Consider the following 13,719-nt stretch of genomic DNA (forward strand, 5'->3'; position numbering starts at 1 on the left):
CGACCCCGTCGCAAGAAGGAGCCGACATGTCGCGCACGCTGATTCGAAAAAACCCGAGTAACTTCAAGACACTACCGTTGCACGTCGAAGCCACGCCCGAGGGCCTGAGCTACCAGAGCGTCGGCATGCCGCTCAACTTCGCCCAGACCCTGCAACGGCGCAAGCCGGTAGAAGTGCCAGACGCCGAACGCTTCGCCTTGGAGCTGGCGAACCTCGGCGTCTCGGTGCGCCTGACCCTGCACTGGCAAAACAAGGATTACTGGGTACTGGTGCGCCAACGCCGCCAGGACCGCGGCGATGTGGTGCTCAAGCTGATCTCAGGCTACGTACCGGCCCATGAGCTGAACCTGCCACTGCACACCGCCATCCAGGAAATTGCCGAGGAATGCCTGCTCGAAACCCCGGAAGGCTGGCTCGGCGGGCGCTTCAACGACACTTGGCTGCCTGCCCCCTACTCCTCCGCCCTGCATTACCGCGAAGCCCTGCCATTTCGCCTGAGCCCTTTGTCTGGCGCAGCTCGCCCGGTGCGCTGCGCCACTACCCAACTAATCGAGCGCCCGCGGGCCTATGTGCACCTGCCAACGGCGTCGCTGCAATTGATTTATGACCTGCGCCTGGAAGTGCCGAAGGAAGCCAAGTCCTTGAGCCTGTTCCATGTGGACGAACGCCTGGAGGGTGACCAACTGGTAGCGCGCCTGGATCGCCAGCGGCCGGACCTGTACCTGATGCCGTTGAAAGACGGAGAGCCACTCGCCGAGTTGTATACCGTCAAGAAAGACCAGCTGTACCCGGCCAGCACACGCGGTTTGTACCTGGCGGAAAGCTTTGCCCAGCAAGAAGGCTGGCTGGTGCGCGATGAGCGGATTCGCTGGAAGGACTGGCTCAGGCAACAGGGCCTGGCAGAGCCGGAAAAGGACTCGAAACTCAAGCGTTTGACCGGCAAGGCGCGGCAGATGCTGCGCAAGATCGTGCCGAAAAAGAGTTAGGGGCGAGCAGCCTCGCCCCGGCTGTCGCGCGTATTAGTTGTTGCGGATTTTTTCGACGATAGCCGTGGTAGAACTGTTTTCAACCAGCCCCAGCACTTTGACCGTACCGCCGTAGGCACTGACGATATCCGCACCGACCACCTGGTCGACACTATAGTCACCGCCCTTGACCAGCACGTCTGGCTTGACCTGGGCCAGCAGGTTTTCCGGAGTGCCCTCAGAGAAGCTGATCACCCAGTCCACTGCGCCCAGCCCCGCCAGCACCGCCATGCGCCGGTCGACACTGTTGATCGGACGGCCCGGGCCTTTCAAGCGACTGACCGAAGCATCATCGTTGACCGCGACGATCAAGCGATCGCCTTGGGCACTCGCCTGCTCCAGGTAAGTCACATGACCGGCGTGCAGGATGTCAAAGCAGCCGTTGGTAAACACAATGCTTTCGTTATGGGCACGGGCGTCGTCAATCGCCAGCAGCAATTGCTCCAGGCCCAGCACGCCGCGCTCCGAACCTTCGGAGCGCTGGATCGCACGGCGCAATTCCGGTGCGCTGATCGCCGCGGTACCCAGCTTGCCCACCACAATACCCGCCGCCAGGTTGGCCAAGGCCACGGCGTGGGGCAGTTCCTCGCCGGCCGCGATAGACGCCGCCAGGGTGGAAATCACTGTGTCGCCGGCACCGGTAACGTCAAACACTTCACGGGCACGCGCCGGCAGGTGCATCGCCGGATGGTCCGGGCGCAACAGGGTCATGCCGTGTTCACCACGGGTCACCAGCAAGGCGCCCAGGTCAAGTTCGGTCATCAATGCGGCCCCCTTGCTCACCAGCTCGTGCTCATCGGCGCAACCGCCAACGATGGTTTCGAACTCGCTGAGGTTCGGCGTCAGTAGGCTGGCGCCTCGATACACCGAGAAGTCCTTGCCCTTGGGGTCGGCCAGTACCGGAATGTTGCGAGCCTTGGCGGCCTGGATCAGAACCTGATGATTCTGCAAGGCGCCTTTGCCGTAGTCGGACAACACCAGCACTTTGATACCTTCAAGCAACGCGTCGACCTGGTTGCCGAGGGCCAGGGCGTCGGTGGCGAACGGTTCTTCGAAATCGATACGCAGCAACTGCTGGTGACGGCTCATGACCCGTAGCTTGACGATAGTCGGCTGATGGGCGATGCGCTGGAACAGTGCGCGCACGCCGGCACCCTGCAGGCTGTTGGCCAGGCTGTCGGCAGCTTCGTCGTCGCCGGTCACACCCACCAGGGAGGCCGGGGCGCCGAGGGCGGCAATATTGAGGGCGACGTTGGCAGCGCCACCTGGGCGGTCTTCGATTTGCTCGACCTTGACTACCGGTACCGGCGCCTCAGGGGAAATCCGTGAGGTACCGCCATGCCAGTAACGGTCGAGCATGACATCGCCGACCACCAAGACAGCGGCTTGATTGAATCGCGGCATGGACAACTTCATGGAGCAACCCACATACAAAATGAACAGGGGCGCGATATTAGCACAGGGTTTGCGATGGCTTGCGACTGGCGCGACGCTGAATCCATTGCAGGGCAAATGTGGGAGGGGGCTTGCCCCCGATGGCGGTGGGTCAGCCGCATTTCTGCAAGCTGACCCTTCGCTATCAGGGGCAAGCCCCCTCCCACAATAGCCCGGTGCGCACCTGTCAGATCAGGTGATATCCGCTGGCACCGGTGCGTCCAGGCCCATGGCATGCAGGCGAGCGTAATAGCCGTTCTGCGCCAACAACTCGCCGTGGGTACCGCGCTCGACAATCCGCCCGTCATCCATCACAAGAATCAGGTCAGCCTTCTCGATGGTCGACAAACGGTGCGCGATCACCAGGGTCGTACGGCCTTGCATGACCTTGTCCAGGGCCGCCTGGATATGCCGCTCGGACTCGGTGTCGAGGGCCGAGGTGGCCTCGTCGAGAATCAGCAGCGGCGCATTCTTGAGCAATGCACGGGCAATCGCCAGGCGCTGGCGCTGGCCGCCGGACAACAGCACACCATTCTCGCCGACCTGGGTATCGAAGCCCTTGGGCAACTGGTCGATGAAGTCCTTGGCATTGGCATCTGCCGCCGCCGCTTCAACGTCGGCGCGAGGCGCACCAGCCAGGTCGCCGTAGGCAATGTTGTTGGTCACGGTGTCGCTGAACAGGGTCACGTGCTGGGTGACCTGGGCAATGTGCTTGCGCAGGTTGAGCAGCTTGTAGTCTTCGATCTCTACACCATCGAGCAGGATTTCACCGCTTTCATGGTGGTAGAAACGCGGGATCAGGCTGGCCAGGGTCGACTTGCCGCTGCCTGAACGGCCCACCAGGGCGATCATCTGCCCAGGCTCGGCAGTGAAGCTGATGTCCTTGAGCACATGGCGTTCGGTGCCTGGGTAGGTGAAGTTCAGATTGCGCACTTCCAGGCGGCCATTGACCTTGTCGCGCTCGATGGTGCCGTGGTCGACCTCAACGTCTTCGTCCAACTGCTCAAAGATGCTTTCTGCGCCCGCAACACCTTTCTGGATGGTCGAACTGACCTCCGAGAGCTGACGGATCGGCTTGGGCAACAAGCCGGCCAGGGTGATGTAGGCCACCATGTCACCCGCCGAGGCGTCGCCACGCAGGTACAGGACCAGGAACATCAGCACCGCCATGGCGGAGTAGATCACCAATTGCAGCGCCGGGGTGTAGATCGCCCCGGTGCGGGTCATGCGCAGTTGCTTGTTGGTGTTGCTCTGGCTGGCCTTGAGAAAACGCTTCTCTTCGTAGACTTCGCCACCAAAGCTGCGCACTACGCGGTAGCCCTGGATGGTTTCCGAAGCCACGTGGGTCACGTCGCCCATGGCCACCTGGATCTTCTTGCTCTGCTTGCGGAATTTCTTGCTGGCGGTGCTGACCATTACCGCAATCAACGGCAGGATCGCGATCATCACCAGCGTCAGGCGCCAGTTCATGTACAGCAGGGAGGCAAACAGGAAGATCACCGTCATGCCTTCGCGGATCACTACCTTGATCGCATCGGTTGCCGCCCCCGTGACCATGGTCACGTTGAAGGTGATACGGGAAATCAGGTGCCCGGAGTTGTGATTGTCGAAGTAACGGTTGGGCAGCGTCAGCAAGTTGTTGAACAACTGTACCCGCAGGTCATGGACCAGGCCCAGGGAGACCTTGGCCAACAGGTAGTTGCCCAGGAACGAACCCAAGCCCTGCCAGGCCGCGATCAGGATGATCAGCAGCGGTACGGCCTGCAGCAGTTGCAGGTCGCGCAAAACCGGCACGGTCGGGAACAGCACGGCTTCCGGGTTGGAAAGGCCGTCGACAAAGTACTTGAGGATGTAACCCAGCATCGGCTGGGTCGACGCGAAAATCAGAAATCCGAGAATACTCAATGCGAACAAGCCCATATAGGGCTTAACGTAACTGAGCAGACGGAAGTATATTTTCAAGCTCGAAGGGCTTGCGCTCGGACTGGAGTCGGTCATATCACGCGGCGTTTTGAAAAAGGAGGCTGACTTTAGCACAGCTTCTCTGTTGTACTTGCACCCGGTGTAGCCCGCGGCCCGGTTGGATCCCACGGGCGACATTACATAGCCACTAGCTTAAGATGGTCGGCTTTCTCTTTCTGGAATGGCTCTACTGTATGCACTCCAAGCGCCTTAATTATGGCTCAAATCGCGTTTTCGACTTCCTGGTCCTATGGATTTTGCCTGTTGGCTTGTTGCTGCTCCTGAGTGCTCTGTTCTTCGTCGGCAATCGCAATGTGCTGCACCGGATTGTCTACATCCTGTTCAGCGTGCCGACCTTGTTCCTGTTGTGCATGCGCCCCCGGGAACTCAAGGATCTGTTGCGCGAGCCCCTGGCGCTCGCGTTCCTGGCCTTCTCCGCCTGGGCCCTGATCAGCCTGCTCTGGAGCCCGGAACACAGCACCGACACCGACCTGTTCAAGCGACCGCTGAACACCTTCATGCTCTTTGGTGGCTGCGGGCTGCTGCTGCATTACCGCAACGAGTTGTTCAAGCCGATCTTCTTCAGTGCCGCCGTGATTGCGCTGGTAGTGTGCCTCTGTAACCTGGTGGCATTCGCCAAAGGCTTTGAACCCGGCATGCGCATGATCGGTGGCCTTGGAGCCCTCGATAATCCTCTGCTCAGCTCCCACATCTTCGGCTTTTTCTGCGTCTACTGGCTATATGTGTGCATGACCACCGATCGACTGCGCGTGCTGTGGTTCAGCTTGCCGGCCCTGGCGGTCATGGCAGCGGCGATCCTGGCGACCGGCTCCCGCACACCACTGCTGGCACTGACCCTGACCACCCTGTGGATGGGTTTCGTCAGCCGTAATCGCCGTGCAGCAGTGCTGATCAGTTGCATGTTCCTAGGCGCGGCAGCCCTTTTGATCATCGCCCCCGAACTGGTCACTGAGCGCGGCACCTCGTTTCGCCTCGAAGTGTGGGGCCTCTCGCTGCAGCGTATCGCCGAACACCCCTGGATCGGCCACAGCTACGACTCCGAGCTATACCTGACACTGGCCAATACCACCGAACTGCGCGAGCCGCATAGCTTCGCCCTCGGCGTGCTGTACTACGTCGGCATCATCGGCTTTATCCCGTGGATATTCATGCTCGGTTGGGCCTTGTACAAAAGTTTCAAGGAACGCGCACAGCCGCTGTTCATCCTGGCCTCGTCCCTGCTCGCCTACGGCATCGGCGCCGGCCTCACCGAAGGCGGCGGCATCCTGTCGCGGCCCAAGGAGCACTGGTTCCTGTTGTGGATCCCCTTGGCAATCATTGCTGGCCTGAGCATTGCCCAGCGGCACCGCAGCCTGCTGCGCATGCCGGTGCGATCGATCAAGAACGAAGCCTTTGACCGACTGTGCAGCAATGCCCATGTCATTGAAGCCGACGGCCTGGGGCCGAAAGTCCTGCGCCTGGAAGACGGCAGTTTCCTCAAGCTGTTCCGCCCTCGCCGCTGGTACACCTCCGGCAGCTTCAACCCCTACTCCGAGCGCTTTGCCAGCAACAGCGAACAGTTGCGTACTCTGGGCATTCCCACGCCGCAAATCCTCGGGCTGTATCGCTTGAGCGACGCCAGCAGCGCCGTCAGCTATACACCACTGCCCGGCCTGACCTTGCGTCAGGCGTTGCAAAGCCTGGACAGCAGCTTGCGCGAATCGCTGGTCGAGCGTTTTGGCCGGTTCATGGCGCAGCTGCACGAGCGCGGCGTGTACTTCCGCTCGCTGCACCTGGGCAACGTACTGTTGATGGATGACGGTGAGTTCGGCCTGATCGACGTGGCCGACCTGCGCATCTACCCGTCTTCACTGCGCTACGCCCTGCGCCAGCGTAACCTGCGCCACATGCAGCGCTATCCACAGGACCGTAACTGGCTATTCGAAACGCACTTCGAACAACTGGTCAAAGGTTACGCCTCAGTGGCAAGCCCATCGGCTACCGCGAAAATTCGCGAGCAGGTCCAGAGCCTTTAAACATCTGTAGGAGCGAGCTTGCTCGCTCCTACAGGGTGAGGCGCCGTTTCAGCCCTTGAGCGGTGCCAGATACAACCGCACCAACCCACGCAATGTCTTGCGCCCCCAGAACTTCAGTGGGATCTGCTTGAGAATCTCCCGCGCCAGTGGGCGATCACGGTCAGCGGTCTTCAGGAACATCGAGTTCAAAAAGTTGTAGCGAACCGCGTCGTAGGCCGGGTGGTCGCTGAACTTGGCATAGGTCTTGAGAATATTCTGGATCATGTAGCGGTGGTTCTTGTACGTGTTGTTGGCGTGCTGCCGGTACTTGGCCATCACCACGTCAAGGGCGTCGATGGTGTAGCCCGCCGCTGTGATCTTCAATTGGATCAGCAGGTCCTCCAGGGGAATCTGCGGGTCGAACCCTCCGACTTCCTCCAGCACCTGCCGACGAATCAGCATGGTCGGCGCCGGCGGGAAGGGTTTGCGGTCCAGGAACATGTCGTCGAAGTCGAGACTGCGAAACGGCACGTCGCGACGTTGTTTTTTCTCCGGATGCAGGTTGCCGTCAGCATCGATCAGCTCGATATTGCCGGCGCACATCCCCACCTTCGGCTTGCCCTCCATATACGCTACCTGGGTAGCGATACGGTCCGGCAGCATGATGTCATCCGAGCCGAACGGTGCGATCAGGCTGCCCTTGGCGCGCGCAATAGCGCCGTTCAAGGTGGCGCTGAGCCCCTGGTTCTGCTGCACCTGGAAATCAAAACCGTGCTCGGCCTGCAAACGCCGGATGCGCTCAACGCTGTCATCCTTGGAGCCATCATCCACCACCAACAGTTCGATATTGGGGTAAGTCTGCCCCAGCACGCTCAAGATGCTTTGCTCGATGTACTGGCCATGGTTATAGGAGGCGATGATCACCGACACCAGGGGTTGTTGCTGATTCATGCTCTACCTACTTCACGCAAACCGGTTTCAATCAGGGTCAGGTACTTGTGCTTGAACTCGTCAAGGGTGTGATTGGCCTCCAGATAGCGGAACACCTCCTCACCCTTGGCGCGCAACTGTTCATCGCTCAGTGCCAGATAAGTATCCAGAGCCGCAGCCAATTGCTCGACGTTGCCCGGATCATGGGACAAACCGCCCGCGCCCTGCACCAATGGCAGCATCGCCGGGCCGTTGGAGGCGATCACCGGCAGATGGCCGCTCATGCCTTCCAGCAGGGCCAGGCCCAAGCCCTCGAACAGCGACGGCATGGTCCAGATGTCGAAGCCTCGCACGTACTTCATGCCGTCTTCGCGAAAGCCCAGCAAGTGTGCACGGCCAGTCAGGCCCAGGCGCTCGATGTCCGCACGCAGATCAGCTTCGGCGCGACCGGAACCGATGATGCCCACCTGCGCCTCAGGGTATTTGTCCTTGAGGGTGGCGAAGGCTTGCAGCAGATGAGTGTGGCCCTTGATCGGCACCAGGCGACCCAGCGCGCCGATCATCCGTGCGTCCATTGGCAGGCCCAGAGCCTTGCGCGCGTCCTCACGGGTCAACTGCAAGGCTTCGGCCTGGGGAATGTCGATGGCGTTGGTGACATAGGTGGTGTTTTCGCGGGTAAACCCGCAATTGAGGTCCACCAGGTAGTCTTTCACCGCCTCCGACACCCCGACAAATCGCCACGCCGGGCTGACCCAACGCTGGGTCTGGCGCCGACGATAGCCACGGGCATACTCGCCGAAACCGTGGGAGATGCCGATGCACAGCGGGATTTTCAACCAGCGATTGAGCGACAGCATCATGTTCACCGACTTGAAGCGGTTACAGATGACCACGTCGAATTTCTGCTCGCGGCAATACTTGTAGATCTGCCACATGGCGCCAAAACGAATGCCCTTGAGGGACTTCTCTGGCAGCTCGAAATAGTGAGAGTGTTCAGCCACGCTCAGGGGTTGGCCAGGCAGCGGGCGCCCGCTGAGAAACCCCGAAGTCACCTCGAAACGCTCAGCCGGCAAGGACTTGACGATTTGCTCACCCAGGTCGGCGAAGTCATTGGTCTTGACGTTGTAGTCTGGCTGTAACTGCAAAACCTTGAAACGCGGCTTCATAACTCTCCATGCAGCGATCTGGCTACGGGCACGCAGCCCGGTAAAAAGGGCGACAGGCAAATACCGGCCTGTCTTCAATAGGCTCTCAGTCCTGCTTCAGGACCCACAGCAGCTCGTGACGGCGCACGGCTTTGCGAAAAAATTCGTTCTCGCCATAAGGCGATGGCTTACGGCCTGCCAACAGTTGCTGCAACCACCTGCGCACGCGACGCTTGAACGGCGCTGGCGGCTGCAGGTCATGCATCATGCCCAGGGCCATGGCCTTGTCCTGCTGCTGGCTCAGGCTGAGCGGGAAGCTGCAAGGCACCATCTCGACCGCTGCATCGAAACGCGGCGGCAACGCCACGCCAGCCCCCGAATCGCCCATGGGCCAGCGGTCGTTATCATGCAGGTGATTGGCGTAGCCGAGCAATGTGTCGGGCTGCCACTCCAGGCCCTGCAACGCTTCAAGCACCGCCGCATGCGCGCAGATGTGGTCCGCGTGAGGGTCCAACAACGGCGTGGGCAACACGATCACCTGGGGACGCGCCTTGAGCAGCAGTGCCCGAAGGTCAGCGATCAGGTTATGCCAGGTCGGCGCGCCGTCCACGTCCCCCGGCAATGCAAAACCGTTGAACTGGCGAAACAGCCGCGTATCGCTCAGGTCGGCTTCGCGGGAGGCCTTAGGTTGATCTGGTGCGGCGTGCATCGCCTGCAACTGCATGCAGAAGTAACCCAGTTGCACGCACTGCGTTTCGGGCACGCCAGCCCAACGCGGCACGGCGATGCTGTCCCAGGCACGCAGACGCCCCTTGAGGCGTGCGGCTTCAGCCCTGGGCAGGCCCATTTGCTGATAATGCTCGGCTTCGATTTCACCGGCAGTCAGGGTCACGACCCAGCTTTCGGTGGCCTGGCTGTAAAGGCTGAACGCAGCCAGTTCGGCATCGTCGGCATGGGGCGCAATCACCATCACGCGGTGCAGGCGATAATCCGGTTGACGCAAGCGCCACAGTGTCGGCTGCCCCTTGATCCGGCAAAAACGTGCGCGCAGCCTGACACTGCCCGCCGACAGTGCTTCGGCCGCGCCGGTCAGGTTCAGGTAACGCCGCCCGGCCACGCCGCGTTCGAAGACTTGCCGATCCGGTATCTCCAGGCCCAAAACGTCTACTGCGGGGTCGAGGAACCGTCCCAACCAAGAGCTTTTCAACTCGACACCGACGATCAGGGTTTCGTCCGCAGCCAAAGGCGTGTCACACAGCAACTGTCCCGCCTCCAGACGCAAACCGGGCTGTTCGCTGCCGACTGGAAATGCATACTCGTAGCTGTCTTTGGGCGAGTAAAACAGGTGATCGGCAAACCAGGCTTCATGGGCCGCCCACAGCAGCACCGCCAGCACCGGCGGCAACCACCAAGCCACCAGTACGCCGATTACCACCAGCATCAGCAAGCCGATCAACAGCGCAATGCGCTTGTTGCGCCGATGGCGCTTGAGCAGTTGCTGTTTGCGGCTCATACGCTGAACACCGGCACCGGATTGCACCAGCGCTCCTTGTATTCGCGGTCGGAACGACCGAAGGAGAAACGCAACGACTTGTTCGCCGCCCGCGCCTGTTCCCAAGCGCTTTGGGTATTGAGAAAACTCAGCACGCTGCCGGGGCTGAAGGCGCGGGTTTCAGGGTCGACGCCGCCGTTGACATACTCGGCGCTGAACCATTCGCTGGACTGCACCTGATACACCAACTGCACCGCAATCGCCGCGTCATTGAGAAACAGCACCGAGCCGAACAGAAACTCCTTGAGCAGCTCCAGCACCTCGGCCAGACGCGCCGCGCCTGCTGCCGGGAAGCCCCAACGGCGCTGGAACAGGTCGCAATAAATTGCCGCCAGCTCCACGCTGGAAAACTCACTCACCGCCCGCACCACGCCACCCGCCTCTTCCAGCAGACGCAATTCGCGGCGCTGGTTATAGCGAAACTTCTTCGACAGTTCTTCGGGGGTGCGCGCCATGGCCAACTGCTCGGCCTGGGGCTTGAGGGTGCTCACGCGCCCTTCATTGAGCGCCGACAGATAGCGCGCGCGATGACGCAGCGGTACCTGCGCATCGGCGGCAATCGGCAGGATGATCTCGGCATTGCCCAGGTCAAACAGGCCTTTCTTGCCGGTGCGCTTGAGTACGTCCTTGGACAGGGCCAGGTCGCGTCCCCAGGTGGCTATCGCCCCCTTGAGCTCACCACCTTGCTCCCAGCCCAGGTAACGCACCGGAATCTGCGCCAACCCGGCCAGCCGCTCGATCACCTGCGGATGGGTCGCCACGCTGCCGCCGTAACGCTGCCAGGCCTGGGCGTAAACCTCGGCCTCGACAGGCGCCCAGCCACGTTCACGCCAGCCCTGGAAGCGGTTCAGCATTTAAACCACGGCGTCATAGGGGTCCACGCCGTCCTTGACGACCAGAATGTCTTCCATGATCAGGTACTGCAGGTCCGAGCCGAAGAACATGTTCAGCGCGTCGGTCGGCGAGCAGATCATCGCTTCGCCACGACGGTTGAGCGAGGTGTTCAGCGATACGCCGTTGCCGGTCAGTACTTCCAGCTCTTTCATCATGTCGTAGTAGCGCGGGTTGTATTCGCGCTTGAGCACCTGGGCGCGGGAGGTGCCGTCTTCATGCACCACTTCCGGCACGCGGGTCTTCCACTCTTCCGAGACTTCAAAGGTGAAGGTCATGAATGGCGCCGGGTGATCGACCTTGATCATCTGCGGGGCCACGGTGTCGAGCATCGACGGGCAGAAAGGCCTCCAGCGCTCGCGGAACTTGATCTGGTGGTTGATGCGGTCAGCCACGCCGGTAGCACTTGGGCAACCGATGATCGAACGACCACCCAGGGCACGCGGGCCGAACTCCATGCGACCCTGGAACCAGGCCACCGGGTTGCCATCGACCATGATCTTGGCAATGCGTTTGGGCATGTTTTCGATCTTGCGCCAGACAGGCTTGCTCGCGTGCTTGGCGCAGGCGGCAATCACGTCTTCGTTGCTATAGGACGGGCCGAGGTAGACGTGTTCCATCTTCTCCACCGGTACACCACGGGCGTGGGACACGTACGCGGCCGCACCGACGGCGGTGCCTGCATCGCCGGAAGCGGGCTGCACGAACAGCTCTTTCACGTCGTCACGGGCGATGATCTTCTGGTTCAGCTTGACGTTCAGTGCACAGCCACCGGCGAAGGCCAGCTTGCCGGTGTCCTTGAGGATGTCACCCAGGTAGTGGTCGATCATCTGCAGGGCCAGCTTCTCGAACAGCGCCTGCATGCTGGCCGCGTAGTGGATGTACGGCTCGTCGGCGATATCGCCTTCGCGCTTGGGCCCCAGCCACTCGATCAATTTTGGCGAAAAGTAGAAACCCTTGCCCTTCTCTTTATAACGACGCAAGCCGATGACGTTGGCATAGTCGGTGTTGATCACCAACTCGCCGTTTTCAAACGAGGCCAGGCGCGAGAAATCGTATTTGCTGGCATCGCCATACGGCGCCATGCCCATGACCTTGAACTCACCGTCGAGCATCTCGAAACCGAGGAACTCGGTGATTGCGCCGTACAGGCCGCCCAGGGAATCCGGGTCGTAGAATTCCTTGATCTTGTGGATCTTGCCGTTTTCGCCGTAGCCGAAGAAGGTGGTGGCGTACTCACCCTTGCCGTCGATGCCGAGGATCGCGGTTTTTTCCTGGAAACCGGAGCAATGGTAGGCGCTGGAAGCGTGGGCCAGGTGGTGTTCAACCGGTTCGATCTTGATTTTCTTCGGATCAAAGCCCAGTTGCTCCAGGCACCAGACGATCTTGTTGCGATAGCGCTTGTAGCGACGGTTGCCCATCAGGATCGCATCAAGGGCGCGGTCCGGGGCGTACCAGTAGCGCTTGGCGTAGTGCCAGCGCGCCTCGCCGAACAAGCTGATCGGGGCGAACGGAATCGCCACCACGTCAACGTCGGAAGGCTTGATGCCGGCTTGCTCCAGGCAGAACTTCGCCGACTCGTAGGGCATGCGGTTCTTTGCATGTTTGTCGCGTACGAAGCGCTCTTCTTCGGCGGCCGCGATCAGCTTGCCGTCGATATACAGGGCTGCGGAAGGATCATGGCTAAGGGCGCCGGACAGGCCAAGAATCGTCAATGCCACAGGGGTCTAGCCTCTTTTAGTCTGCATGCAGGCGGGTCGCGCCTGAAAAAAGTGTGCCTCTCGCCTGGGCGAGAAACAGCTAAAGGGCGGGATTATAGCTTAAAAGCAGGGGGAAGCTGTTAGCGGCAAGCGCCGTGAGGGACTAGCGGAAGATCTCGATGCTGCCGTCCTTGTTCTGGCGGTAGATCGTATAGGGCAGCACCAGGGTGTCCATGACGCCAGAGGCGACAAATTCAATCGCGATGATCGGGAAGGCATTGCCCTGGCTATCCAGCAGGCTTTGGTCCTTCAGGCTTTTATCCGGTGCAGGCTCGCCATTGAGGGTACAAAAACCGTAGATCACCCCACTGTAGATACGCGGCACGTTTTCGCAGTGGCTGCGCGACTCCTTGAGGTTCTGGCTGGCCACAGCATCCGGACGAAAGACGGTGTTGATCGTTCCGCAACCGGAAGCCAATAACAAGGTTGAAACCAGCAGGACTTTGAAACCACGACTCACGGACAACTCCTTTCGCCTTGTAGATGGGAGGGCCGGGTACTTTTATCCCCCAGCTCATGAGCGGCCCGGACGCCAATAGATGCTGATGTTGCCGTCGGCCGATTGTCGATAAACCGTATAGGGCAAAACCACCGTGTCGGCAACCGCGGACACCGCAATATCTACGAGCACGAAGGGTATGAGAAACCCGGTGGGGTCCGGGGCCGCGTGCAACGTGCAGAAATCAAAGGCCACTCCACTGTAAACGCGGGGAATGGATTGGCAATAGGTTTTGACGAGCCTGAGCTCACGCGCCGTGTCGCCCTCTTTGCGAATGACGCTATTAACCGTTCCACAGCCGCTTAATAGCAGTGCTGCGAGACTGATACCCAGTGCAGCTTTTATTTTTCTTGTCATGGCCTACGCCTCGTAAAAGGCGTTTCACGCTATCACCGGCAGATTCGCTTATTCACCCGAGAAACACCGCTACATTGCGTGGGAAAAATCCGAAATGGTAAAACCTGACTAAATCTTTAAACTCGCGCATCTTTTGCGCGCCCTTTGTT

11 protein-coding genes are annotated in these 13,719 nt (G+C 60.4%); 2 read left to right on the forward strand and 9 right to left on the reverse strand.

Annotated elements, in window-relative coordinates; all coding sequences use genetic code 11:
- Positions 1-26 precede the first annotated feature (26 nt).
- Positions 27-986: a metal ABC transporter ATPase gene (locus FRT59_RS14770; protein WP_153871545.1), complete on the forward strand. Its 960-nt coding sequence runs from the start codon at positions 27-29 to the stop codon at positions 984-986.
- Between the two features lie 33 nt (positions 987-1,019).
- Here the strand turns inward: FRT59_RS14770 and hldE are convergent, their stop codons facing one another.
- Both hldE and msbA read right to left on the reverse strand, forming a co-directional pair.
- The gene (hldE, locus tag FRT59_RS14775; protein WP_153871546.1) at positions 1,020-2,441 is read right to left on the reverse strand and encodes a bifunctional D-glycero-beta-D-manno-heptose-7-phosphate kinase/D-glycero-beta-D-manno-heptose 1-phosphate adenylyltransferase HldE; all 1,422 of its coding nucleotides are present in this window, start codon (positions 2,439-2,441) and stop codon (positions 1,020-1,022) included.
- 210 nt (positions 2,442-2,651) lie between these two features.
- Positions 2,652-4,457, reverse strand: coding sequence for a lipid A export permease/ATP-binding protein MsbA (gene msbA / locus FRT59_RS14780; RefSeq protein WP_034117910.1), 1,806 nt, complete (start codon positions 4,455-4,457; stop codon positions 2,652-2,654).
- Positions 4,458-4,615: 158 nt separating this feature from the next.
- On the opposite strand from msbA, the gene FRT59_RS14785 reads away from it, so the two are divergent.
- Complete coding sequence (locus FRT59_RS14785) at positions 4,616-6,457, forward strand: O-antigen ligase family protein (protein WP_153871547.1); 1,842 nt, start codon at positions 4,616-4,618, stop codon at positions 6,455-6,457.
- A 48-nt stretch (positions 6,458-6,505) separates the two neighbouring features.
- On the opposite strand, the gene FRT59_RS14790 is transcribed toward FRT59_RS14785, so the two are convergent.
- The 7 genes from FRT59_RS14790 to FRT59_RS14820 all read right to left on the reverse strand — a co-directional run bounded on the left by FRT59_RS14790 (position 6,506) and on the right by FRT59_RS14820 (position 13,570).
- A complete protein-coding gene (locus FRT59_RS14790) occupies positions 6,506-7,387 on the reverse strand; it encodes a glycosyltransferase (RefSeq protein ID WP_034117407.1) in 882 nt (293 codons plus the stop codon).
- Positions 7,384-8,532 (reverse strand): glycosyltransferase family 4 protein, encoded by a 1,149-nt coding sequence (locus FRT59_RS14795; protein ID WP_034117406.1) that lies wholly within the window; start codon positions 8,530-8,532, stop codon positions 7,384-7,386. Before FRT59_RS14795 ends, FRT59_RS14790 begins: the two co-directional genes overlap by 4 nt.
- 85 nt (positions 8,533-8,617) lie before the next feature.
- On the reverse strand, positions 8,618-10,024 hold the full coding sequence (locus tag FRT59_RS14800) for a PIG-L deacetylase family protein (RefSeq protein WP_153871548.1): 1,407 nt from the start codon (positions 10,022-10,024) through the stop codon (positions 8,618-8,620).
- Positions 10,021-10,917 carry a GNAT family N-acetyltransferase gene (locus FRT59_RS14805; RefSeq protein WP_153838723.1) on the reverse strand — a complete coding sequence of 299 codons (897 nt, stop codon included), beginning with the start codon at positions 10,915-10,917 and terminating at the stop codon, positions 10,021-10,023. The genes FRT59_RS14800 and FRT59_RS14805 overlap by 4 nt, the downstream gene beginning before the upstream one ends.
- Positions 10,918-12,675 carry a carbamoyltransferase family protein gene (locus FRT59_RS14810; RefSeq protein WP_034117403.1) on the reverse strand — a complete coding sequence of 586 codons (1,758 nt, stop codon included), beginning with the start codon at positions 12,673-12,675 and terminating at the stop codon, positions 10,918-10,920.
- A gap of 142 nt (positions 12,676-12,817) precedes the next feature.
- Positions 12,818-13,174 (reverse strand): YceK/YidQ family lipoprotein, encoded by a 357-nt coding sequence (locus FRT59_RS14815; protein WP_034117402.1) that lies wholly within the window; start codon positions 13,172-13,174, stop codon positions 12,818-12,820.
- A 54-nt stretch (positions 13,175-13,228) separates the two neighbouring features.
- Positions 13,229-13,570, reverse strand: coding sequence for a YceK/YidQ family lipoprotein (locus tag FRT59_RS14820; protein ID WP_034117401.1), 342 nt, complete (start codon positions 13,568-13,570; stop codon positions 13,229-13,231).
- Positions 13,571-13,719 lie beyond the last annotated feature (149 nt).

Source organism: Pseudomonas haemolytica, from assembly GCF_009659625.1.
In the GTDB taxonomy this organism is placed as follows: domain Bacteria; phylum Pseudomonadota; class Gammaproteobacteria; order Pseudomonadales; family Pseudomonadaceae; genus Aquipseudomonas; species Aquipseudomonas haemolytica.